At 37.8% G+C, this 25854-nt stretch carries 20 protein-coding genes, 1 pseudogene and 1 riboswitch; of the genes and pseudogenes, 20 read left to right on the top strand and 1 reads right to left on the bottom strand.

Features of this window, described 5'->3' with window-relative positions:
* Positions 1-42 precede the first annotated feature (42 nt).
* From C7K42_RS06740 to C7K42_RS13305, 3 genes are all read left to right on the top strand, one after another.
* Entirely contained in the window at positions 43-240 is a 198-nt protein-coding gene (locus C7K42_RS06740) for a hypothetical protein (protein WP_103083826.1), read from the top strand.
* Positions 241-736: 496 nt separating this feature from the next.
* Positions 737-1468, top strand: coding sequence for a metal ABC transporter ATP-binding protein (locus C7K42_RS06735; RefSeq protein ID WP_014123746.1), 732 nt, complete (start codon positions 737-739; stop codon positions 1466-1468).
* Positions 1461-3227 (top strand): metal ABC transporter permease subunit, encoded by a 1767-nt coding sequence (locus C7K42_RS13305; protein WP_103099613.1) that lies wholly within the window; start codon positions 1461-1463, stop codon positions 3225-3227. The genes C7K42_RS06735 and C7K42_RS13305 overlap by 8 nt, the downstream gene beginning before the upstream one ends.
* A 364-nt stretch (positions 3228-3591) precedes the next feature.
* Here the strand turns inward: C7K42_RS13305 and C7K42_RS06725 are convergent, their stop codons facing one another.
* On the bottom strand, positions 3592-4461 hold the full coding sequence (locus tag C7K42_RS06725; protein ID WP_041591885.1) for a metallophosphoesterase: 870 nt from the start codon (positions 4459-4461) through the stop codon (positions 3592-3594).
* Between the two features lie 213 nt (positions 4462-4674).
* Between C7K42_RS06725 and C7K42_RS06720 the strand changes: the two genes are divergently transcribed.
* The 17 genes and pseudogenes from C7K42_RS06720 to C7K42_RS06640 all read left to right on the top strand — a co-directional run bounded on the left by C7K42_RS06720 (position 4675) and on the right by C7K42_RS06640 (position 25851).
* Positions 4675-5445 (top strand): TatD family hydrolase, encoded by a 771-nt coding sequence (locus C7K42_RS06720; RefSeq protein WP_103099612.1) that lies wholly within the window; start codon positions 4675-4677, stop codon positions 5443-5445.
* On the top strand, positions 5442-6008 hold the full coding sequence (gene rnmV, locus C7K42_RS06715; protein ID WP_014123751.1) for a ribonuclease M5: 567 nt from the start codon (positions 5442-5444) through the stop codon (positions 6006-6008). The genes C7K42_RS06720 and rnmV overlap by 4 nt, the downstream gene beginning before the upstream one ends.
* Positions 6005-6904, top strand: a complete 900-nt coding sequence (gene rsmA / locus C7K42_RS06710; RefSeq protein ID WP_014123752.1) for a 16S rRNA (adenine(1518)-N(6)/adenine(1519)-N(6))-dimethyltransferase RsmA — start codon at positions 6005-6007, stop codon at positions 6902-6904. The genes rnmV and rsmA overlap by 4 nt, the downstream gene beginning before the upstream one ends.
* 77 nt (positions 6905-6981) lie before the next feature.
* Positions 6982-7545 carry a hypothetical protein gene (locus C7K42_RS06705; protein ID WP_014123753.1) on the top strand — a complete coding sequence of 188 codons (564 nt, stop codon included), beginning with the start codon at positions 6982-6984 and terminating at the stop codon, positions 7543-7545.
* Positions 7546-7692: 147 nt separating this feature from the next.
* On the top strand, positions 7693-8859 hold the full coding sequence (locus C7K42_RS06700; RefSeq protein WP_103099611.1) for a metal-dependent hydrolase family protein: 1167 nt from the start codon (positions 7693-7695) through the stop codon (positions 8857-8859).
* A 165-nt stretch (positions 8860-9024) separates the two neighbouring features.
* Entirely contained in the window at positions 9025-10197 is a 1173-nt protein-coding gene (locus tag C7K42_RS06695; RefSeq protein ID WP_014123755.1) for a hypothetical protein, read from the top strand.
* 267 nt (positions 10198-10464) lie between these two features.
* The gene (gene yfcC / locus C7K42_RS06690; RefSeq protein WP_014123756.1) at positions 10465-12189 is read left to right on the top strand and encodes a putative basic amino acid antiporter YfcC; all 1725 of its coding nucleotides are present in this window, start codon (positions 10465-10467) and stop codon (positions 12187-12189) included.
* 13 nt (positions 12190-12202) lie between these two features.
* Positions 12203-13390 carry a beta-aspartyl-peptidase gene (gene iadA, locus C7K42_RS06685; RefSeq protein WP_014123757.1) on the top strand — a complete coding sequence of 396 codons (1188 nt, stop codon included), beginning with the start codon at positions 12203-12205 and terminating at the stop codon, positions 13388-13390.
* Between the two features lie 389 nt (positions 13391-13779).
* Positions 13780-13877, top strand: a riboswitch (THF riboswitch).
* Positions 13878-13924: 47 nt separating this feature from the next.
* The gene (locus tag C7K42_RS06680) at positions 13925-14464 is read left to right on the top strand and encodes a folate family ECF transporter S component (protein WP_200811700.1); all 540 of its coding nucleotides are present in this window, start codon (positions 13925-13927) and stop codon (positions 14462-14464) included.
* Positions 14465-14636: 172 nt separating this feature from the next.
* A complete protein-coding gene (locus tag C7K42_RS06675; protein ID WP_094243951.1) occupies positions 14637-15806 on the top strand; it encodes a glycoside hydrolase family 3 protein in 1170 nt (389 codons plus the stop codon).
* Positions 15807-15855: 49 nt separating this feature from the next.
* Complete coding sequence (locus C7K42_RS06670) at positions 15856-16704, top strand: aldo/keto reductase (protein WP_124175421.1); 849 nt, start codon at positions 15856-15858, stop codon at positions 16702-16704.
* 88 nt (positions 16705-16792) lie between these two features.
* Positions 16793-17658 (top strand): annotated as a pseudogene (locus tag C7K42_RS06665) (aldo/keto reductase); the annotation flags it as partial.
* A 301-nt stretch (positions 17659-17959) separates the two neighbouring features.
* Positions 17960-19708, top strand: coding sequence for an ABC transporter permease/substrate binding protein (locus tag C7K42_RS06660; RefSeq protein WP_373852837.1), 1749 nt, complete (start codon positions 17960-17962; stop codon positions 19706-19708).
* 107 nt (positions 19709-19815) lie between these two features.
* Positions 19816-21546 (top strand): ABC transporter permease/substrate binding protein, encoded by a 1731-nt coding sequence (locus C7K42_RS06655; protein WP_061840347.1) that lies wholly within the window; start codon positions 19816-19818, stop codon positions 21544-21546.
* A gap of 118 nt (positions 21547-21664) precedes the next feature.
* Positions 21665-22918, top strand: a complete 1254-nt coding sequence (locus C7K42_RS06650) for a quaternary amine ABC transporter ATP-binding protein (RefSeq protein WP_103099609.1) — start codon at positions 21665-21667, stop codon at positions 22916-22918.
* Complete coding sequence (locus C7K42_RS06645) at positions 22911-24638, top strand: ABC transporter permease/substrate binding protein (protein WP_103099608.1); 1728 nt, start codon at positions 22911-22913, stop codon at positions 24636-24638. The genes C7K42_RS06650 and C7K42_RS06645 overlap by 8 nt, the downstream gene beginning before the upstream one ends.
* Positions 24639-24759: 121 nt before the next feature.
* On the top strand, positions 24760-25851 hold the full coding sequence (locus tag C7K42_RS06640; RefSeq protein WP_234976198.1) for a polysaccharide pyruvyl transferase family protein: 1092 nt from the start codon (positions 24760-24762) through the stop codon (positions 25849-25851).
* Positions 25852-25854 lie beyond the last annotated feature (3 nt).

Here is a 25854-nt window from a genome sequence, read left to right as displayed (position 1 = left end):
GCCTATGGTATACTTATACAAAATAAAAGGAGGGCTTATATTATGTCTTTTAAAGATAGAGACCACCACGCACGTTACCGCAAATTAGTCAGAGGTATTTTTATTTTCCCTATTATAGCTATTTTAGGATTTTTAGACCTTATTCCTAATGCAAGAATGGTAGCATGGGGATCATTAGCTATATTTGTTGTTAGTTTAATCGTCCTTTATGTTTCTTTTGGCGGAAAAGATGATAAGTAGAAATAGCACTTGTCGAAAAAGACAGGGAGTGTTTCTAGGATCCTTTCCCCAACTTTAGCATAACGAGGGTTGTTATTAAAAAACACTCCCTGATATTCCAAACATGAGGAGTGAATTGTTGTTTCATTACCTAATGTTTAACACTTTTATGCTGATTCTCTTATATTTTGTTTGATTTTTCAAAAAGACAGGGAGTGTTATTGAAAAACATTCCCTGATGTTACGAACATGGGGAACAAATTAGTCCTTTACTCCTCATGTTTGGCTACTTTATTTGTCGATTAATATTCATTACTTGTCTTTATATTCTGAAATTAAGATAAGTAATATTTTTTTATTTATTTACCAGAAGACTATCCACGAAACTTTGTAAGCGAATTCTTAACAAATTAAGAAAAACAGGGATTTTTTGTTGCATAAAATAAAAGAAGATTTTATAATGGACTTAAAGATAAAATTAGGTACACCTAAAAAATACACAGTATGGAGGAAGACGATGATAGCATTTGATAAGATATCTGCTAGTTATGACGGTGTTCATCAAGCAGTGGAAGATGTGACTTTTACCATTGATCAACCAGCGATTATCGGTATTATTGGTCCTAATGGCGCTGGTAAATCAACCTTTATCAAAGCTGCCCTACAATTGATTGAAGGAACGGGCACAACCACAGTAGATGGAGAGGCTCTACAAAAAAGACAAAAAGAAGTCGCTTATGTAGAACAAAAAAGTGATATCGATTATACATTTCCGATAACAGTTCGTGAATGTGTTTCCTTAGGTTTATATCCGGACAAACGTTTTTTTGAACGGATAACAAATGAGGATTGGAAAAAAGTTGATCATGCTTTGAGTTTAGTAAAGATGGAAGACTTTAAGAATCGTCAAATTAGCGAATTATCTGGAGGACAATTTCAAAGAATCCTGATCGCTCGTACTTTTGTTCAAGATGCGACCTTTATTTTCCTGGATGAGCCATTTGTAGGAATTGATGCCAACAGTGAACAAATTATAATGGCGCTTTTGAACGATTTTAAAACAAGAGGAAAAGAAATATTTATTGTTCATCATGATTTAAGTAAAGTTGAAAGATATTTTGATGAATTAGTTATCTTAAATAAAACACTGATTGCTCAAGGGTCAACAGAAGAAGTTTTTACGGAAAAGAATTTGAAACAAGCCTTTGGCGATACGATATTTGTTGGAGGAGGTCAGTCAAATGATTAGTAATTTTATTGAAGGATTGATGGATTATCATTTCTTACAAAATGCTTTAGTGACCTCGGTTGCCATTGGTATCGTAGCGGGTGTAATTGGTTGTTTTATTATTTTAAGAGGAATGTCATTAATGGGAGACGCCATTTCTCACGCAGTTTTGCCCGGGGTGGCATTATCCTTTATTATAGGTGTTCATTATTTTATAGGAGCGGTCATATTTGGAGTTTTGGCTTCGATATTGATCACCTATATTTCGCAAAATAGTACCATTAAAAGTGATACAGCGATTGGGATTACATTCAGTTCATTTCTAGCCTTAGGTGTTATTTTAATTGGTATAGCAAACAGTTCGACGGATTTGTTCCATATTTTATTTGGGAATGTGCTAGCAGTACAAGATGGAGATAAATGGTTGACGATTGGCATTGCAGTATTTGTTATTGCTTTAGTTATTATCTTTTATCGTTCTCTTTTAATCACATCTTTTGATTCCAATATGGCTAAGGCTTTTGGTATGCACGTACAATTTTATCATTACTTATTGATGATTCTATTGACACTCGTTTCTGTTACAGCTATGCAAAGTGTCGGAACGATTTTGATTGTTGCGCTGCTAGTAACACCAGCAGCTACTGCTTATCTTTACACTAAACGGCTTAAAACGATGATTGTAATATCTGCGATTTTAGGTGGTGTTTCCTCATTCCTAGGACTTTTCATCGGTTATAGTTTTAATATTGCAGCTGGTTCTAGTATCGTATTAACAGCAGCATTTATGTTTGTTATTGGTTTCTTCTTATCACCAAAACAACGCCTGCAACACGGCAAAAAAGCTTACTTTATTGTTGTGTTAATCGCGGCACTATTTGCTGGTGGCATCGGTTTTTATGCTTATCAACAGTCTTCAAGCGCTAGTCAAGATGATGATAAATTAGATGTTGTTGCAACGAATTCGATTATCAGCGATATGACCAAAGAAATTGCAGGAGATCGAATTGATTTACACAGTATCGTTCCTTATGGAAGAGACCCTCATGATTATGAGCCGCTTCCTGAAGATATTGAAGAATCGACTGAAGCTGACGTTATTTTTTATAATGGTTTAAACTTAGAGACAGGCGGTAACGCTTGGTTTAATAACCTGATGGAAAATGCGGATAAAGAAGAAGGCGAAGATTACTTTGCAGTAAGTGATGGTGTTGAGCCGCTTTATCTAGAAGAAGGCCAAGATGAAGGACAGCAAGATCCTCATGCTTGGATGAGTCTAGAAAATGGAATGACTTATGCTGAAAATATTGAAAAACAACTTAGCGAAAAAGACCCGCAAAATGCGGATTACTATGAAGAAAACTTGAACGACTATCTAGACGAATTAGATGACTTGGACCAAGAAGCCAAGAATAAATTTGATGATGTTCCTGATGATGAAAAATTACTAGTAACAAGCGAAGGGGCATTTAAATACTTCTCTGACGCTTATGATGTATCTGCTACTTATATTTGGGAAATCAATACTGAAGAAGAAGGCACACCAGAACAAACAAAAAGAGTGGTGGACCAACTTGATGAGACCAATGTCAAATCTTTATTTGTTGAAACAAGTGTGAATAAGAGCCCAATGCAAAGCGTTTCGCAGGACTCGGGGATACCAATTCATTCTGAAATCTTTACCGATTCAATAGCTGAACCTGGTGAAGAAGGCGATAGTTATTACTCGATGATGAAATGGAATATCGATAAGATTCACGAAGGATTGACACAAGATTAATACAATAAAACACCGTTGTAGTTTTTACAGCGGTGCTTTTTGTATACAAATGACGTCTTATAAGTAGTTTTTGTCCCAAAGTCAGATAAAGAAGGGGCCAAAACTTTGACTATTGTCCTTTAGTATGGAGAAGGAGGGGCCAAATAATTAGCATTTGTCCCTAAGTCAGGCAAAGAAGAGGCCATAAACAGAGTAATTGTCCCAAAGTTTAACAAAGAAGAGACCATTAGCCTGTCTTTTGGACTAAAGTGTGTCTCAAGTTCAACAAATTTGTATGGACTTTATAAGTATTGAATTTAAAAGATTTAATGATTCCATGAGACAAAAATAACCCCCAAGCAGCACTGTTTCGGTGCCACGGGAGTTATTTTTCTTGTTCTACTTCTGCCGGTTTTTTAGCTAAATGATAATAAATAAGTTCGGGTGGGACTCTAAAGCGTATGGGAAAAAGTGAGGTGCCGATTCCATTGCTAATAGAAAGTAATGTTTTTTTACCTAACAAATACAAACCATGAGTATAGGTAATAGATCCCTTTATTTTATAAAAAAGAAAAGGCAAACGAACTTGACCACCGTGGCTGTGTCCTGCTAGGATTAAGTCAAAGTTTTGAATGTTTTCAGTATCTAATACACCGTCAGGTTCATGAACTAAAAGAAGATGCCACTGGGCCAAGGTACGTTCAAAACTGAACTTTGGATTTCCGCTTAAACAATCATCCATTCCAGCAATATTAATGGAAACTTCGTCATTTGAACCAAAAATCTCTTCATTTTCTAAAACAGTAAAACCGCCCTCGCTTAGGACTGTTTTGACAAAATAATAGCCTTCACTTCGATAATCGTGATTTCCTAAAACAGCAATTTTACCCATAGGAGCAGTCATTCTATTTAGTTTCTCAACTAAACGCTGCGTTTCTTTATGCGGCCATTTTTCATAATTATCAATCAAATCGCCGGTAAAGACAATTAGATCTGGGGCAATATCCATAATAGAACGAATAACACGATTAATACGTTGCGGTTTAAAATAGCGGGAAAAGTGGAAATCACTTAAATGACAAATAACGATGTTAGAATCATTTTCATAAAGATCGAAGGCATTGGAAATATCCAATACTTTTTTTTTATTTTTTTTAATAAAATAATGTTTTTCTTTTAAACGACGTGGCTCAATGAAGACCATGTAAAAGAACAGGCAAAACAACAGGAATAAAATTCCCCAAATAATGTACATGTACATATGTTAATAGGTCTCCTTTGCCATTTTTTTAACACAACTATATATAGAATAATAGTGGAAATAAGAGAAAATTGCAATCGAACAAAGCAGAAAACTTACATATTGTTTGTGTTTAATAAAAAAAGCCCTTAGTTCTAAAATTAAGAAAAATATGCTAGGATATATAAGGAATTCAAACGGATTTTCAAATAAAAGGAGGAAATCTTTGTGATTTTTGATACACATACACACTTGAACGCTGAACAATTTGAAGGGATAGAAAAAGAGACGGTTGAACACGCTAAAGAATTAGGCGTTAATGAAATGGCTGTTGTCGGTTTTGATTATCCAACAATTGAAAAAACGAAAAAATTAAGCCAAGAATATGATAATATTTACAGTATTGTCGGCTGGCATCCAACTGAAGCTGGAAGCTATAACAAAGAGGTCGAAAGCTATTTACAAAAAGAATTAGATAAAGCAAAAGTCGTAGCTCTAGGTGAAATTGGGTTAGACTATCACTGGATGGAAGATCCTAAAGATGTTCAAGAAAAAATATTTCGTCGTCAAATTGCGATTGCGCGTGAAATGGGTCTGCCATTTAGTGTACACAACCGAGAAGCCATGGAAGATACCTACCAAATTTTAAAAGATGAAAAAATTAAAGATATTGGTGGCATCATGCACAGTTTTAATGGAGACTATGAATGGGCCCAACGGTTTTTAGATCTGGGAATGCACTTGTCTTATAGTGGTGTAGTCACTTTTAAGAAGACGCTGGATGTACAAGAAGCGGCGCAAAAGATGCCATTTGATCGGATGTTAGTAGAAACTGATGCGCCTTATTTAGCACCCGTTCCTTATCGAGGAAAACAAAACGAACCGGGTTACACTCGTTATGTGGTGGAAAAAATCGCGGAATTAAAAGAACTTAGTGTGGAAGATGTAGCTATACAAACGACGAAAAATGCTCACAAGTTATTTGGTATTAAGCAATGAAGCAAGAAAGCATTGAAGAAGTCATTGTTGTTGAAGGAAAAGATGATACTCGCCGTATTCAAGAAGTACTATCGGCGGACACGATTGAAACCATTGGTTCTGCCATCAATGAGGAAATCATTGAACGTATTATTCATGCGCAAGAAACAAGAGGGGTGATCGTTTTTACCGATCCTGATTACTCAGGAGAAAAGATTCGAAAAATTATTATGGCAGAAATTCCAGACGCTAAACATGCCTTTTTACCTCGTGATAAAGCTCGTGGGAAGAAAAAATATGCTAGTTTAGGGGTGGAACATGCAAGTGACGAGGCGATTTTAGCAGCCTTGCAACAAGTCGCCACCCCTTCTAAAGAAAACGATCTTCTTAAAATTTCAAGGCAGATGTTATTAGACTATGGCTTATTAGGTGGAAAACAAGCAAAAAGACGGCGCGAATTATTAGGCGATGAATTACGGATCGGCTATACCAATGGGAAACAACTCGAAAAACGCTTAGCGATGTTTCGTATTACAGAAGATGAACTAGCAGAAGCTATGAAAATCGTGGAGGAAAATTTGTGAAAGATAATAGAGAAATAGCGGTACCTTCAAAGACAAAAGAAATTTTAGCACGACACGGTTTCACTTTGAAAAAAAGTCTAGGGCAAAATTTCTTAACTGAACCTAATATTTTGCATAAAATTGTACAGACAGCAAATATTACAAAAGAAACCAACGTTATCGAAGTCGGACCGGGTATTGGCGCTTTGACTGAACATTTAGCACAAAATGCCGCACAGGTTCTGGCTTTTGAAATCGATCAGCGATTACTCCTTGTTTTAGAGGATACTTTGCAAGATCTTGACAATGTAACAATCGTTAATCAAGATGTTTTGCAAACGGACTTAGTAGAGGTAACTAATGAAGTTTTTTCCAAAAAATTACCGCTTAAAGTCGTAGCCAATCTGCCCTACTACATTACCACGCCTATTATGATGCATTTTTTAACGTCATCATTAGCTGTAGATGAAATGATTGTGATGATTCAAAAAGAGGTAGCAGAACGCATCAATGCAGAGCCTGGAACCAAGGCTTATGGTTCTTTGACGATTGCTGTTCAATATTATATGGAAACAGAAATTTCTTTTATCGTGCCTAAAACGGTTTTTGTACCACAACCTAATGTAGATTCAGCGATATTAAACCTTAAAAGACGTGAACAAGCTAAAGTTCAACTCATCAATGAAAAAGCCTTTTTCAAACTCACAAAAGCAGCTTTTGCGTTACGTCGCAAAACACTTTGGAATAATCTGCAACATACTTACGGCAAAGAGCCGGAAACTAAAGCCTGGCTGCAAGAATGTCTAGAAAAAGCCGCGATCGAACCTTCTCGTCGTGGAGAGACTTTATCACTAGAAGAATTCGCTCGTTTGAGTAATACAATGGAAGAAAACAAAGAAAAGCACGAGTTGTCTTGACAGCTCGTGCTTTTGCCGGTAAACTAAGCGCAATTCAAAGGTGTTTTGTCAACTTACAACTTATAAGGAGAACAAAAATGAAAACAAAACCTGTACAACAACTAACACTTTCAGCCTTGTTAATTGCTTTAAGTGTATTGATTCCTTTGGTTATGCCGCGGATTGTGATTGGTCCGGCCTCTTTTACTTTAGCTAGTCACGTGCCTTTGTTTGTAGCGATGTTTTTTTCACCAAAAATGTCAATGGTTGTTGCTTTAGGAACATCTTTTGGCTTTTTATTGACCGCGCCTTTCATCATTGCTTTGCGTGCGCTATCGCATCTACTGTTTGCTGTTTTAGGTTCGTTATATTTACAAAAAAGGCCACAAATAGTCAATCACCCTAAAAAATTTCAGCTATATAACCTCATGATTGCCATGATTCATGCCGTAGCTGAAGTTATCGTCGTCGCAGCTTTTTTCCTTTTGGGCGGAAGTCCGCAAGTAAGTTATGATACTTCAATGTTTACTTTATTATTTGCTTTTATTGGTATTGGTGGGGTTATTCATAGTCTAGTCGATTATAATATTGCTTATTTTATTGTAAAAACACTGAGTAAATCCTTTCCGGTTCCCATATTTAAAAAAGCATCCAATAAATAAGTAAAAGGACTTGTCGTTAAAAGATAAGTCCTTTTACTATAGTCGTTGTTTTCAATAAATTGAAAGAAAATTTCGAAAAAAACTTTACATTCCTGAAAATTAGGTATAACATTTTTTAAAATGTAAAGAAAGAAGATTGATAAAAGTATGACAAAGACACTGTACAAAAATGCCAAGGTATTTACAGGAAAAAATGAAGAGTTTGAAACTTTAGATTTTGTAGTAGATGACAAAAAGGGAAACTTTGTAGAAGATGAAAAAGTGGATCAAACAGTCGATCTTGCTGGGAAATATGTGATGCCTGGGATGATCAATGCTCACACTCATATTGTGGCTGATCCTTATGGCAGAGTTACGTCCTTAGGTTCGACAGCCACAAAATCGCCTGCGTATACTTTTGTGGCTTTATCCAATTTACAAAAATTATTAACAGATGGTGTGACTTATATCCGCGATGTCGGATCAGTATTTGAGGTGGATATAGAATTAGCTACACTTGAACGCCAAGGAGACTTGTTTTCTCCAGGGATTGTAGCTTCAGGCTACCCACTGACCATGACAGGTGGCCATTTCAGTGAAGGCTCCTATGAAGTAGACGGTGTGGATGAAGCACGTAAATACGCTCGTCTTTTACTTAAAAAAGGCGTTGGTAACGTGAAACTAATGGCCACAGGCGGCGTCTCCTTTGACGGTGAAACACCTCATGACATTCAATTAACTGAAGCAGAACTACGGGCCGCTGTTGAACAAGCGCATCATAAAGGACGAACAGCTAACGCGCATGCTCAAGGCACAGAAGGTATCCAGAATGCTTTGCGCGCAGGCGTGGATTCGATCGAACATGCAGTTTATCTAGATGATGAAACAATTGATATGTTCTTACAAAGAGGAACTTATATTGTGCCAACATTAACTGCGCCTTGGGCGATGATTCAAGAAGCTGACCAATTACCTGGATTTATGGTGCAAAAATCGTTAGAACTATCAGAAGCACATAGCCAGAGCATAGGAAAAGCCGCTCAAGCTGGTGTTCCGATAGCTATGGGAACAGATTCCGGTACGGCTTTTAATAACTTTGATCAAAACTCTTCGATCGAGCTTGAATTGATGGTAAATGCCGGTGTCACAAATCTGCAAGTATTACAAGCAGCCACTATCAACGCGGCGAAATTATTGCAAATTGACCAAAAAGCAGGGACAATTGAAGTAGGCAAACTCGCTGACTTTATTGTTTTGGATGAAGATCCACTTAAAGATATCAAAGTGATGCAAAAAGAAAAAACCGTATTTAAAAAAGGCATAGAAATAAAATAAAAAATGAAGTGAAACGTCCAAGTATGAATGCTTGGACGTTTTTTACAGAAAATTTACTTTTAAAATGAAAGAATATAAACAATTTTAAGAAAATTCCCAAAAGTATTTACTTTCTAATAAATTAGCTTTACCATATATTTTATATTTACGAGGAGGTGGGGTGTTATGAAATATTTAATAGCTTTTTTGCTTGTTATGGTATTTATTTTTATTGGTGAGTGGGTGTCCTCTTTTTCCAGGGCCTATATTCCATCAATTTTTATATCAGCCATTTTATTTATCATAGGGTTTTGGACGTTTTTACCGAAGGATATTGCAGTACAAGCTTCTTTTGGCGATGAATTTATCGCTATTATCGTTCCTGTATTATTAGTTCATTTGGGTACAATGATGGATCTAAAACAACTTGCTGATCAATGGAGAGCCGTCGTGATTGCTTTAACAGGAGCACTGGGCGCTGCTATTTTAACGATGGTTATTGGGACGATTTTATATGACTGGCATACAGTTGCAGCCACAATCCCTCCTTTACTCGGTGGCGTGGTTTCCACTGCTTTGATGACAGAAGGATTGCAAGCAGAAGGACTAACAATGTATCTTGCGTTACCCGTAGCGATGTATATTTTACAAAACTTTATTGGCTACCCGATGGTTTCTTTCATGTTAAAAAAAGAAGGAAATCGTTTGTTAAAAGAATACGATCCAACAGCACAAACAGCTACAAATACAGAAGAACAGAAAGAAAATAAGCAGTCTCAGAAATTTATAAAAATGCCCAATCAATATAAAACAAGTGCCTTTGTGTTAGCCAAAGTTGCCTTTGTCGGCTTATTAGCAATGGGCTTATCACAGCTAACCAATGAAGCGATTGATTCGAGTATTTGCGCGCTAGTTTTGGGTGTTATCGGACATCAAGTAGGATTTTTAGAAAAAAATGTATTGAACCAGGCCAAAGTCTTTAACTGGTTGATGTATGGTTTGATGGCTTATATCTTTTCCCAATTAAATACGGTAACTCCGCAGATACTTAAAGGGATTATTTTGCAAATTTTAATTTTACTCATTTTAGGTGTTTTAGGAATGTTTATTGCTTCCTCACTTTTAGCAAAGTCGATGAAAATGAGCACACCAATGGCTTTTGCTACTTCTTTGACGGCGTTATGTGGTTTTCCATCAGATTACATTTTAACTTCAGAAGTCATTCAACATTTGACAAGCGATGAAAGAAAGCGCGATTATTTATCGGATCATATGATGCCTAAGATGTTGGTAGGAGGTTTTGCTACAGTATCTGTAGCCTCAATCATTATCGCTTCGATTCTTCTTCAATTGCTCTAATGATGAAGAGAAGGAATTTGCCGAATTTATAGTTTTGGATGGAAGATAACAAAGCTGAACAAAACGGTATTTAAAAAAGGAAGAAAACTAGAAATAACTCTCAGAAATAAAAGCGAAAAGCTTATTTTTGGGAGTTTTTCAGTTATATTTATACAATTATGCATATTAATATTCACTGTTTTCATGAAATTTAATTAAAAAAATATTGAAAAAAGGAATGAACAAACGTATGATAGAAATGATAAAAAAAGAATGGAGTAAATAATTATGCAAGAGGAGTTAGAAACAGTGGATAAAAAACGTTTCCAAATGCCGCATACTTATGTCATTATTTTTGGCATTGTGATTGTTGCCTGGCTGTTAACTTTAGTCATTCCGGCAGGGAAATTTAGCACAGAAGAAGTAGAATACGAGACAGGCGACGGAGGAACAGAAACCCAAGAAGTCTTGCAACAAGATTCTTTTCGCTATATGCATCCGTTAGAACAAGATAGCTTACGGACAGAATTAGAGGATCTAAGTCAAGATTCTGAAACTTTAGCTAATATACAGGTAGAACAAGAAGATTTAACAGAAGTTTTGGATGAGAATCAAGACATTAGCTTAAGTCAGTTAGCTGCGATTGGTCTTTCTGAAGATGAGCTTTATGAACTTTATGGCGACAGTGTTTATGACACTTCGGAAAAATTGAACAAAACAGCAAAAGTATGGGGAACTCAAGATCACTATGGTTTTGGTGTTTTTAATTATTTATTTGAAGGGTTAGTCACCGGTGATCGTTTTAGTTCAGCCATCGGGATTGTGGCCATGCTTTTAGTGGTCGGCGGTGCTTTTGGGATTATTATGAGTACAGGCGCAATTGATGCTGGAATTTATGCTTTCTTACGTAACGCTAAAGGAATGCAGCATTTAGCTGTTCCGTTAATCTTTGTTGCTTTTTCTTTTATGGGCGCCACATTTGGTGCTTCTGAAGAAGTGATTGCTTTTGCCATTATTATCGTGCCTTTTACGATTGCGCTAGGTTATGATTCGATTACGGCAGTGACTATTACGATTGCCGCTGCTGAAATAGGAAACGCTGCTTCCTGGATGAGTCCATTTAGTATCGCAATCGCACAAGGAATAGCCGGACTTCCTGCTTTATCAGGAGCAGGTTTTAGAATTGTCATGTGGATTGTTATTACCACGCTGGCTTGTGGTTATACCGTGCGTTATGCTAGAAAAATTAAGGCAAATCCGACAAAATCTGTCACTTATAAGTCCGATGGTTACTTTCGTAAGAATCTGGAAAATCAAAAGGAAGTTGACCATGAATTTACAATAGGACATAAACTCATTTTATTGGAATTACTAGTAGGTCTGATTTGGATCGTTTATGGCGTAATGGCGCAAGGATTTACCATTCCGGAAATGGCCTCCCAATTTTTTGTTATCGGACTAGGCGCAGGCGTTATCGCAATTGTTTTGCAAGTGAATGGAATGAAGATTAACGATGTAGCGACCGCTTTTCAAGATGGTGTCGCAGATCTAGCACCTACTGCTGCCGTTGTAGGGATGGCTCAAGGAATCCTACTGGTTTTAGGCGGCTCAGATGCTGGCAGTTATTCGGCTTTAAATACAATTTTACACAGTGTAGGCGAACTATTATCAGGTGTTCCTTCTATGATTGCCGCTTGGTTTATGTATATTTTCCAAAGTTTATTTAACTTAATCGTAACCTCTAATTCAGGGCAAGCTGCATTGACCATGCCTATTATGGCACCATTAGCGGATTTAGCTGGAGTAACAAGACAAGTGGCAGTACTATGTTTCCAATTGGGCGCAGGTTTTGTCGATGCCTTTACACCAGTTTCTGCTAGTTTAATTGGCGTTTTAGGAATCGCTCGTATGGATTGGAGCCAGTGGGCGAAATTTCAAATTAAGATGCAAGGATTTTTGTTTATTATTGGCAGTGCCTTTATTATCGGCGCAGTATTGATTGGTTATCATTAAGGAGACGATGTAGATGAAGTTACTTAAACAAATTGCAACTTACGCGCCAGCATACCAAGGCGTAAAAGATATATTATTGGCTAATGATAAAATTATTGCGATTGAAGATCATATCGATGCTTCAATCACTGGTATAAATATAGAAGAAATAGATGGTAGTGGAAAAGTTGCCGTGCCAGGTTTTATTGACAGCCATTTCCATTTACTAGGTGGCGGTGGCGAAAATGGTTTTCACAATCGGACACCCGAAGTGCAATTGACTCAGTTAACGACAGCGGGTGTAACCACAGTCGTTGGTGTTTTAGGTACTGATGGCGTAGGTCGTGATGATATGGCTTTATTGAGCAAAGCTCGGGGATTGGAAACCGAAGGAGTTAGCACTTATATCTATGTAGGTAGCTATCGCTTGCCGGTAAATACACTTACTGATTCAGTGATTAAAGATTTAATGGCCATTGACAAGGTGATCGGTATTGGCGAAATTGCAATCGCAGATCATAGAAATGGCGCGCCTACTTTTACAGAATTTGCTCATGCGGCAGCTGACGCGCGCGTAGGCGGTTTATTAGCAGGTAAAGCCGGCGTAACCAATATTCATGTGGGTCCCGGAAAATCACGTTTATCATTTATCCGACAAGCTTTGGAAGAAACCGATATTCCAGTAAGTAATTTTTATCCAACCCACTGTGAAAGAAATGAGGCGTTATTGGACGAAGCGATTGCCTTTGCTAAAGCTGGTGGCGTTTTTGATATTACAGGCAGTGAGAATCCTGATCAGACCTATGAACTCGATGGTTCGATCCCTTTTCGTAGATGTCTAAAACGGGTGATCGACGAAGGATTGGACACTGATTGCATCACGATGACTTCAGATGGTCAAGGAAGCTTGCCGATTTTTGATGAGAATAACCATTTTGTAGAAATGGGTGTCGGTAGCTCCAAATCACTTTTAACAGGCGTGAAAGAAAGCGTAGAAAAAGAAAATATTCCGTTAGAGACTGCTTTGCGTGCAATAACCAGCGCACCGGCTAAATTATTGAAGTTTTCTAAAAAAGGGCATTTAAAAGTAGGATTTGACGCAGATATTGTCTTACTTGATGAGGATAATCTAACCATCGATACGGTAATTGCTAAAGGAGAAACGATGGTAGAAAAAGGCACAGCAGTCAAGTGGGGAACATTTGAAAAAAGCGAAGCATAAATGAGCCGTGATAGATGACTGAAGAGAAGCTACTCTTTTGTAATTAGACTACGATAGACCTAAATACAAAGGTGGTTTCTTTTTTTATCAAAATAGACTTAGTACTCAAGAGTTCGTACAAAACTAGATCTACTTTGGCGGACTAGCTCAAGAATCCAAAAAAACTAGATCTACTTTGGTGGACTAACTCAAGATTTTAAAAAAACTAGATCTAGTTTAGCAGACTAACTTAAGAATTCAAATAAACTAGCTGCTTTTACGGACTAACTCTAGTTTTAATGTTTTCTGGTGTTCTCTTGTTATTAGTTACTTCTTAAAAAAACAAATCCATTGTAGTTAACCAACAGCTGTGCTATAGTCTGTGTGGTGGATAAAACTTCCATTAATAAATCAGAGTAGAAAACGAAGCGTCAAGTGCCGAGAGGATGGGATGTTGCCTTTTGGACGAAGGACGAAAGTTCGCGGTTTTGTTTTCGCATTCGCTGCATTTTTAATGTAGCAGCTCTAGGCGGCATTTTTTGTCGCAAAAAGGGGATGCTAGTTATGACAAAAAAGATCAATGCACATATGATCACCATGCTAGGGCTATTGATCGCACTGACTGTTATTCTGTCACGTATTTTCGGTTTTGAAACACAGTTTATCAAAATTTCTTTTGAATTTGTCCCTAAAATTATTATGGGCGCCTTATTTGGTCCGGTTTGGACCGGAGTAGGAGCTGTGTTAGCAGATACAATTGGTATGATGCTATTTGCTAGATCTGCGTTTTTTCCTGGATTTACATTGAATGCATTTATCGGGGGGCTAATTTATGGTTATTTCTTTTATCAAAAAGAAGTGACTTGGAAAAACGCTATTCTTTGCTCATTGTCAATTACTATTATTGTCAGCTTGATTTTGACACCGATTTGGTTAATGATTATGTATAATCAACCTATTACCAGCGGAGTAATTTGGGGCCCAAGAGTTATAAAAGCTTTAGTTATGTTTCCGATTCAATCAATTTTGAACTATGTTGTGGGACGTGCCCTACCTTTGAAACGATTGAAAAGTTACTTAAAAACAGTTCGTTAATTAAATGAAATAAAACATCCAAAAGTTGCCGCATTTTTTTGTGGTGAAAAACACCTTCTTTATCTAATAATAAGAAGGTGTTTTTATTAGATGAAATTTTGTTATTTTGTTAATAAGTACGTTAAAATAGAAAAGACAATATACGATATACTTAAAAATTAGGAGAGTAGAGATGAAGAAAAAAGGCGTTATTATTAGTTTAGTGGGTGTTTTGTTGGTGGTTTGCGCGGCTAGTGTTTGGGCGATGACTCGCAATCAGGAGACAAAAACTGCGACAAGTACTACAAGCAATTCTAGCTCACAAACAACGATGACTAGTAGTTCAGAAGAGGAAGATAATATTACTACAATGATCGATAAAATGTCATTAGAAGAAAAGGTCGGTCAGTTATTTTTTGCACGGACGCCACAAGAAAATCAAGTGTCTGATTTAGAAGATTATCATTTAGGCGGCTATGTTTTATTTGGTGAGGATACGGAAAATGCGACAAAAGAAAGCTTACAAGAGAAAGTTCAATCTTTTCAAGAAGCAAGCGATATTCCTCTTTTAATTGGCTCGGATGAAGAAGGCGGGACAGTGACACGGATCAGCAATAATCCTGAATTAGTGGATCAGCCTTTTAAAGGACCGCAAGAAATATATGCAGAAGACGGTTGGCAGGGAATTATCCAAGATACAAAACAAAAGGCAGGGATTCTTGAGGACTTAGGTATTAATGCTGGACTGTTTCCTGATGCTGATGTTTCCACAGATGAAGAGTCTTTTATCTATGATCGAACCATTGGAATGGATGCAAAAGGAACAAGTGAATATGTGAAAAACGTGGTAGAAACATTAAATGAAGCACAAAGCGGTTCTACCTTAAAACATTTTCCTGGTTATGGCGATAACCGTGATTCCCATGTAGAAATTGTGGAAGATGATCGTTCTTTAGATGAATTACGCGAAAATGATTTTCTACCCTTTGAAGCAGGTATTAAAGCTGGTGCAGATAGTGTGCTGGTCTCTCATAATATTGTAAATAGTATCGATCCAAATGCTCCTGCGTCTATTTCACCTGAAGTGCATAAAATTTTGCGCGAAGAGTTAAACTTTGATGGCGTAGTCATGACTGATGATATGGATATGGCTGGATTAGCTGATTTTATTTCGCAAGAAGATGCTGGTCTAGAGGCGTTAAAAGCAGGGAATGATATGGTGATGTCTTCTAGTTATCAATCACAAATTCCTGCAGTCATTCAAGCAGTGGAAGACGGCGATTATGCAGAAGAAGAATTGGACGCTTCAGTTGAGCGTGTGTTGGCTTGGAAAGAGGATTTAGGCATTTTATTTAAAAAATAAGTGATTCTTTCTTATAATGGAAATAGAAATAAGAAGGGAAGGATTTATGATGACATTGAATAACAATTTTCTTTTGAATGATGGAACGACTTTACCACACATTGCACTTGGAACAATCGATCTGCAAGGTGGCAAAGGTTTTCATCAAGCCCTCGCTGCACTTGATGTTGGTTATCGTGTGCTTGATACAGCGACCAATTATAACAACGAAGGCATGGTGGGCGAAGTTGTTCGCCGTTCATCGATTCCTAGAGAGCAACTTTATGTAAGTGCAAAACTCCCTGGATTAGCGCATAAATACGATAAAGCGATCGCTCTTATTCAAGAATCACTTTATCGCACAGGTTTAGATTATTTTGATAAGTTTCTTATCCATTGGCCCAACCCTAAAGAAGGTTTGTATGTTGAGGCTTGGAAAGCTTTAGTTGATGCACAAAAATATGGCTTAATCAAAATCGTTGGTGTCTCCAATTTCTTACCGGAACATTTGGATAACATTATTGAAGCAACCGGCGTAACACCGGCAACCAACCAAATTGAACGTCACCCTTATTTTAATAATAAGGAATTGGTTCAAGAAAATGACAAGCGTGGCATTTTATCTGAAGCATGGAGTCCGTTTGGTCGTGAAATCAATGATGTATTGACCAATGATACGATTAAAGAAATTGCAGAAAAATACGATCGTAGTCCTGCACAAGTGATTATTAACTGGGACAATCAAAATCATGTCTTTCCAGTTGTTCGCTCAGCTGATCCTAAGCATCAATACGAAAACTTCCATTATACAGACTTTGAATTAGCACAAGAAGATCTGGATAAAATTGATGCTTTAGACAAAGGCGAAGCAGGTCGTGTTGAAGGTCAAAATCCAAATGAATACGAAGAGTTTGTCTAATAAATGAGAAAGAGCATGTCTGTTTAGGCATGCTTTTTTTATTGGATTTACGAGGAGGGTAATCATGACATTGTAGGATAAATTTTATTTAAATGATGGCACAACTTTACCCCATGTTGGATTAGGTACAGTTCATATTCAAGGTGATAAAGGTATTTACCAAGCTCATTTGGGTTATCGCATTCTCGATACCGCCACAGATTAATAATGAAGGTATGGTGGATAAAGCTGTTCGAAGCTCTTCTATTCCCAGAAAAAAAACTTTATATAAGCGATAAACTCTCCGGATTAGCGCATAAATACGATAAAGCGATCGCGCTCATTCAAGAATCACTTTATCGCACAGGTTTAGACTATTTCGATATGTATTTGATCCATTGGCCCAGTCCTAAAGAAGAATTATTTGTCAAAGCTTGCTAAGCCATGGTGGTTGCGCAGAAATATGGCTTGATTAAGACGATTGGTGTTTCCAACTTTTTACCTGAACATTTGGATAATATCATTGAGGCAACGGATGTAACTCCAGCAACGAATCAAATTGAACGTTACCCTTATTTTAATAATAAGGAATTAATTGCAGAAAATGACAAACGTGGTATCGTTTCTGAAGTTTGGAGTCCTTATGCCCACGAAATCAATGATGCTTTAACCAATCTACGATAAAAGAAATTGCGGAAAAAATACGATCGTAGTCCTGCACAGGTGATTATTAACTGGGACAATCAACATCATATCTTTCCAGTGGTAAGGTCTACCAGCCAAAAACATCAATACGATAATTTCCGCTATTTAGACTTTGAACTAGCTCAAGAAGATATGGATGAAATTGATGACTTAGTCCAAGGCGAAAGAGGCCGCGTTGAAGGCCAAAATCCCAATGAATATGAAGTTTATATAATAGTGGGGGCAGTCCTTTTTCAGACTTATGTGCTGAAATCAATGCTCAGGATATAGAAATGAACATATGGCAGATAAAAACCTTTGTTTTACTAAAAATTTTGATAAAACAAAGCCTTTTTTTATAATGAAATTACAAACGCTTACTTTTAATGAAAGAATAAAAATAGCAAATAAATTCATTTTTTTGAAAATTCTTTCGAACTCTTTGATGGTGGGGATAATAGCGATAAAAAATGACAGAATATTCATAATAAATTTGCATGTCACCGGGATGTTTGTTACTCTAAATGACATGTATTAACGCTAAATTAAAAATGAGGAGTGTTTATTATGAGAGCAGACAAATCTGATCCATATGTCGAGGTGTCCGCCCATTATTAATTTTTTAGAAACTTCGATACCGATAGCTGACTGGGTAGATCGTATTGTTGATTGGTTAACTGAACATCTTGCCTTCTTTTTTTCAATGATTCAAACAATCGGGCAATTTGTGATGGATACTCTATCCAATGGACTATCTGTAATTCCGCCAATGATAATGATTTTGCTATTAACGGTAGCGACTTACTTTATTTTTAAAAAACGGTGGCAGATGCCCGTCTTCGTTTTGATTGGTTTATTATTTATTTACAATCAAGACATGTGGTCAGATCTGATGTACACATTGACATTAGTCATTTTATCAAGTTTAATTTCTGTAATGATTGGGGTACCATTGGGAATTTTGATGGCTAAAAGTAATAAAGTAGAAATTGTCATAAAACCGATTTTAGATATCATGCAGACCATGCCTGGTTTTGTCTATTTGATACCAGCAGTCGCCTTTTTTGGCATTGGTATGGTTCCTGGTGTGTTTGCTTCAGTTATTTTTGCTTTACCACCAACTGTAAGATTAACCAACTTGGGAATTCGCCAAGTGGATGAGGAGTTAAAAGAAGCTTCCGATTCCTTTGGCGGAACGCTTTGGCAAAAACTTTATAAACTAGAAATGCCTCTTGCTAAAGGAAGCATTTTTGCTGGGATTAACCAAACCATCATGCTCAGTCTATCTATGGTAGTTATTAGCTCTATGATTGGCGCACCAGGATTGGGACAGGGCATTTTAGCAGCAGTACAACGTTCTGAAGTTGGGAATGGTTTTGTTTATGGCGTAGGTATTGTCATTTTAGCGATTCTAATGGATCGTGTGGCGCAACGAATGAACCAGCCAAGTAAAAAACAAGCCAATCTAACTGCCAAAACGACGAAGCGACGTAAGCAATTGATTGGCGGACTTGTTGTTGCAGCAGTTGCTTTGATTACAGTGCTTGGCTTAACCGCTCCCGGTCGTTCAAATAAAGGCACAATCACCTTATCTTATATCAATTTAGATACTGAGTTGGCTTCGACAAATGTCATTGCTCAAGTTTTAAGAGACGAAGGATATGAAGTAAATACAATCGCTTTAGATATTCCCGTGATGTGGGAAGCTGTAGCCAACGGCGAAGCTGATGCTATGGTTGGTGCCTGGCCGGCAACCAATCAAACCCAATATGATATGTTTGGCGGCCAAATGGATAAATTAGGCGCAAATTTAGAAAAAAGCGCCCAAACTGGTTTGGTTGTTCCTGCTTACATGGAAGATGTTGAAAGTATTGAGGATTTAACCGACCAAGCTGACCAAGAAATCGTGGGCGTTGAGCCCGGTACAGGGACTTCAGACGCTACTGATGAAACGATTGAGGCTTACCCGAATTTATCTGATTGGGAACAAGTTAATTCTTCAACTGCAGCCATGATTGCTGAATTAGATCAAGCGATTAAACAAGAAGAACCCATTGTGGTTTCAATCTTTGCCCCGCATTGGATTTTTTCGCGTTATGATTTAACGATGTTAGAAGATCCCAAAGAAACTATGGGAGAACCTGAAAATATTGAAACCATGGCACGAGAAGGATTAGAAGAAGACGAACCAGAAGCTTATCAAATATTAGATAATTTTCAGTGGGAAATTGACGATATGCAATCTGTGATGTTAGAAATAGAAAATGGTGCTGAACCTGAAGAGGCGGCGCAAAACTGGATTAGTGAAAATCCAGAAAAAGTTGAGCATTGGACTGAATAAGTCGTAACGGAAAAAAACTGCAGGAATGAAAATTCTGGCAGTTTTTGTTTTATAAAAATAAGGAGTGTCTAAATTGAATAAAAACCGAATAGAAGTAGTGATTGCACATGGCTGATTTTTTACAACAAAAAATCCCGATTGCTCAAGCAATAGATGCGATCGTTGATTGGTTGACTGAACATTTATCTGGTTTTTTTAATCTTTTACAAACCATTGGTCAGAGCGTGATGGACGTCTTATCCAATACTTTGGCGGCAATCCCTCCGATATTGTTAATTTTACTAGTGACCCTTGCAGCTTATTTTGTCTTTAATAAAAAGTGGCAAATGCCTGTATTTGTTTTGTTGGGGCTTGTTCTTATTTATAACCAAGGCATGTGGGATGATCTCATGTACACATTGACGCTAGTTATTGTTTCTAGTTTTATCGCAATTGCAGTCGGTGTTCCTGTAGGAATATTAATGGCTAAAAGCGATAAAGCCCAAGTGGTGATTAAACCCATCTTAGATGTCATGCAGACCATGCCTAGTTTTGTTTATTTAATTCCGGCAGTTGCATTTTTTGGCATTGGTATAGTGCCTGGGACAGTGGCTTCGGTTATTTTCGCTTTACCGCCAACAGTGCGACTGACTAATTTAGGGATTCGTCAAGTGGATACCGAATTAAAAGAAGCTTCTGATTCTTTGGGAGGCACGGCGATGCAGAAATTAAGCAAAGTCGAACTTCCGCTAGCCAAAGGAAATATTTTTGCTGGTATTAATCAGACCACGATGATGGTTTTATCTATGGTCGTGATTGCTTCGATGATCGGAACACCTGGCTTAGGTCAAGGAGTATTAGCGGCTGTACAACGCTCGCAAATTGGTTCTGGCTTTATCTATGGTGTGGCTGTAGTGATTTTAGCGATTATGATGGACCGTTTCACCCAAAGTCTAAATAAAAACCGTGGAAAAAGTCAGAACGAAATCAAAGTAATGTCCAAGAAAAGAAAAGTATTTATAGGTGGTCTGACAGCAGCTGTGCTTGTTGTTTTAGCTATTATAGGAGGCGTATCGCAGGGAAGTTCAAATAAAGGAGCTATTACCTTAGCTTATGCCGAACAAGATGACCAAGTCGCATCAACCACTGTAGCCGCACAAGTTTTAGAAGAAGAAGGTTACAATGTGACCATGACAGCTTTAGATATTCCAGTAACTTTTGAAGCGGTAGCCAATGGTCAAGCAGATGCTATGTTAGGCGCATGGTTGCCGACAACGCATGAAGCCAATTATGAACAGTTAGGAGACCAACTGGATAATTTAGGTCCCAGCTTAGATAAACAAGCGCAAAATGGCCTTGTGGTTCCTTCGTATATGGATGTTGATTCTATTGAGGACTTGACAGATGAAGCGGATCAAACTATTACAGGCGTGGAACCAGGTGCCGGTAATACCGCAGCGGCCAAAGCAACTTTAGAGGCTTATCCTAACTTGGCAGATTGGGATTTGGCTACTTCTTCTGCTGGAGCAATGACAACTCAGCTTGAAAGAGCGATGAGTCAAGAAGAAGAAGTTGTAGTATCTGCTTGGAGCCCTCATTGGATTTTTTCACGTTACGATGTGAAATTTTTAGAAGATCCTGAAGGCGGCATGGGGGGCGCTGAAAGTATTGTAACCTTGGCGAGATTAGGTCTAGAAGATGACATGCCCGAAGCCTATCAAATTTTAGATAATTTTGAGTGGGAAGTTGAAGATATTGAATCCGTGATGCTAGAAATGGAAGAAGGAGATGCTCCAGAAGAAGCTGCCCAACATTGGATAGATAACAATCCAGAAAAAGTGGAAGAATGGGTTGAATAATTTTGAGCAACAAACGTTATCATTTGGCTAGATTTTAAAATATGGTATGATAAACTCGAACTTAATTAATTGATGGCAAATATTCCATTTTTCAATATAGAAAGGAAGAGTGATCACTTTGAGTAAAGTTCGAGTAGAACATCTGACTAAAGTATTTGGTCGAAGAACCCAACAAGCACTCGATCTAGTAAAAGAAGGAAAATCAAAGCAAGAGATCCTAAAAGAAACTGGCGCTACAGTTGGTGTGCATGACGTTAGTTTTAATGTAGAAAATGGAGAAGTCTTTGTGATCATGGGACTATCTGGTAGTGGGAAATCGACTTTGGTTCGTCTGATTAACCGTTTGATTGAACCGACTTCAGGTGAAGTTTATATCGATGATCAAGAAGTATCCCAGATGTCAAAAGAAGATTTACGGGAAGTTCGTCGTAGCAAGATGAACATGGTTTTCCAAAACTTTGGCCTTTTCCCCCAACGGACGATTCAACAAAATACCGAATATGGTCTTGAGATACGAGGCGTGGATAAGGAAGAACGCCGGGAAAAAGCAGAAGAAGCGCTAGATAATTCCGGCTTGCTTTCGGTAAAAGATCAATACCCCAATCAATTATCTGGTGGGATGCAGCAACGGGTTGGTTTAGCACGTGCTTTAGCGAATGATCCAGAAGTCTTGTTAATGGACGAAGCTTTCTCTGCTTTGGACCCCTTGATTCGTCGGGATATGCAAGATGATTTGTTAGATTTACAAGAAAGAGTACAAAAAACAATTATCTTTATTACTCACGATTTGGATGAAGCTTTACGGATTGGTGATCGGATCGCTTTAATGCGTGACGGGAAAATTATGCAAATTGGTACCGGTGAAGAAATTCTAACCCATCCTGCCAATGATTTCGTTCGTGAATTTACCGAAGATATCGACCGTTCGAAGGTTTTAACAGCAGAAAATATTATGGAACCTGCGCTTATTAGTAATGTCGAAACGGATGGGCCCAATGTTGCCTTACAACGTATGCGTAAAGAAGAAGTTAGTATGTTACTAGCTGTGGATAGAAAGCGTCATTTAAAAGGGAGTCTAACTGCTGAAAAAGCTTTAGACGCTCGTAAAAACGAGAAGCCTCTTAGAGAGGTTGTCGAAGAAAATGTACGAAAAATACAGAAAGATACCTTAGTTACAGATATTTTCGATATGATTTATAATTCACCGGCACCACTAGCGGTGGTTGACGAAGAGGACCGTGTTGTAGGCGTTGTGGTCCGTGGTAGTGTGATCGGTGCAATGGCTGATACTGGTGAAGTAGAAGAAAATAAAGAAGAAACAACGAATGAGAACGAAACGACGGAGGACGAAGGAGTGGACATAGATGTTTGATTTTTTACAACAACAAATCCCACTTGCCCAATGGATTGATGCCGGGGTAGACTGGTTAACACAACATTTATCAGGGCTTTTTTCCTTCCTTCAAACAGTAGGGCAAGCAGTAATGGATTTTATGACCAATACATTGTCAGCTGTTCCACCGTTATTATTGATGGTATTACTAGCGATTACAGCTTATTTTGTTTTTCATCGTAAGTGGTGGATTCCCATCATCGTCTTTTTAGGGTTATTACTTATTTACAACCAAGAAATGTGGCAAGATTTACTCAATACTGTAACGCTGGTAATTATTTCAAGTCTAGTGGCGATTGTTATTGGCGTGCCTTTAGGTATTTTGATGTCTAAAAGCGAAGTAGCCAAAAGCATTATTCAGCCGATTTTAGACGTTATGCAGACTATGCCAGGTTTTGTTTATTTGATTCCAGCCGTAGCTTTCTTTGGTGTAGGGATGGTACCTGGCGTATTTGCTTCAGTGATTTTTTCCTTGCCGCCGACTGTTCGAATGACCAACTTAGGGATTCGTCAAATTTCTACTGAATTAGTGGAAGCTTCAGACTCTTTTGGGGGAACACCTTGGCAAAAGTTATTCAAGTTGGATTTGCCTTTAGCTAAAGGCAGTATCTTTGCCGGTATCAACCAAACAATTATGCTGGCTCTATCAATGGTTGTTATTGCTTCTATGATCGGAGCACCAGGTTTAGGCGTTGGAGTTCTAGCAGCTGTACAACGTTCTGATGTGGGAAATGGTTTTGTTTACGGTGTGGGTATTGTAATTCTTGCGATTATTATGGACCGTTTCACACAAGCAATGAATCGTCCTTCTTCTCAGCAAGGCCAAAGACTTTCTAAGAAGAAAAGGATGGCTATTAATGGAATTGTAGCGATTGGCATTGTTTTCTTTGCCGTTTATGGCGCTTATCAAGCTTCATCTGGTTCTAACCGAGGAACCATCACTCTTGGTTATGCCCAACAAGATGACCAAGTGGTTTCAACCAATGTGATGGCTCAGGTTTTAGAAGAGCAAGGTTACAATGTGAATATGACTTCATTAGATATTCCAGTGGTTTGGCAAGCTGTTGCTAACGGTCAAGTAGATGCCAACACGGGAGCTTGGCTACCGATCACCCACCAAGCACAATATGAAGAGTTTAAAGATGATCTGGATGATTTAGGCCCACATATTGATAAAGAAGCTAAGTTAGGGCTGGTTGTACCTTCTTATATGGATGACGTGGATTCTATTGAAGATCTAGATGACCAAGCGAATCAGAAAATCACAGGGATTGAACCAGGTGCCGGTATTGTGTCCGCAACCGATGAAACGTTAGAGGCTTATCCTAATTTATCCGATTGGGAGCAAACCATTTCATCAACTGGAGCAATGAACGCACAATTAGAACGTGCGATTAGCTCAGAAGACGAAATCGTCGTAACCGGTTGGAATCCCTACTGGATATTCCAACGTTATGATTTGAAATATCTAGATGACCCTAAAGGAACCATGGGTGAAGCTGAAAGTATTGATACTATAGCGCGTTTAGGATTAGAAGAAGACATGCCTGAAGCTTATCAAATCTTAGATAATTTTGAATGGGAAGCATCAGACATGGAATCAATCATGTTAGATATTGAAGATGGTGCGGACCCAGAAGATGCTGCTAGTGATTGGATCGATGAAAATCGTGATAAGGTAGACAGCTGGGTAGAATAAAATAACTTTTAATAGAGCAGGCTTCCTGCTCTATTTTTTTAAGCTTTTCTGTCGTGATGGTTTTTAATGGACAGATTTTTTGTTAAAAGTTATCCTTTAATTAAAGAAAGGAGAGGTTTAAATGCCAATTAAAAGAGCGACAAATATTGATAATTTAAATTTTGCTTATACGTTAGGACGAGTCTCCTTAACTGAGCTAATTAAACGATTACCAGAAGAACCACGTCGTTTTTATATGTTCGGAATACCAAATTATAATAACTTAGGGGATCAAGCAGTCGCTTATGCAGAAAAAGCTTTTTTCAAAAGAGTTTTCCCTGAAATCACTTATATCGAAATTTTAGAAACACAAACAGACCAAGCAATTAATGAATTAAAACCATTGTTACGTGATAGTGACATGATCGGTTATACCGGTGGTGGAAATATAGGCAATGTCTATTTGGACCATGAAGAACCACGTCGTAAAGTCTTTTCTACTTTTGTAAATAATAAGACCATTTCTTTCCCGCAATCTGTGAACTTTGAAGACACAGAACAAGGGCAAGAAGAATTAAGGAAGAGTCAAGAAGCTTACAATAAAAATCCTAATTTGACAATTGTTGCTAGAGAAACACAATCGTTGAATTACTTTAAAAAGAATTTTGCTGCAGATGTTATCTATACTTCTGATATTGTCGCTTCACTTAAACCAGATCCGTCAGAAGGCAAGCGCGATGGGGTATTGTTTATCATGCGGCAAGACTCGGAAAAAGTGATCAATGAAAAATTGCTAGAACAATTAAGCTATAAACTAAATAACGTTGGCGATGAAGTAGAACAAACTGACACCGTTTTACCCTTTAAAGCTTCCGATAGTAATGCGGACACTGCACCCGACTTAGATGAAGTACGCATTTCAGAACGTGGCTGGTTGATCGAGCGTAAATTAGAAGAAATTAAAGCCAGTGAAGCTGTAGTAACCGACCGTTTGCATGGCATGATCTTTTGTGTATTAACCAAAACGCCTTGCTTGGTATTTGATAACAGTTATGGTAAAGCGAGCGCTTCTTATTATAACTGGTTCGAAGATTTGGATTATATAAAGCACACAACTGAAAATGATCCGGATAAATTAGCACCTATGATTGAAGAATTAAAAGGTTATGAACATTCGAATTATCATGACTTTACACACAGTTATGACGAATTAATCGAATTGATCAAAAAATAAAAA

The sequence above is a fragment of the Tetragenococcus halophilus subsp. halophilus DSM 20339 genome (assembly GCF_003841405.1).
GTDB lineage: Bacteria > Bacillota > Bacilli > Lactobacillales > Enterococcaceae > Tetragenococcus > Tetragenococcus halophilus.
The sequence above is the reverse complement of the archived record's forward strand: the minus strand, read 5'-3'. Positions and strand labels throughout refer to the sequence as shown.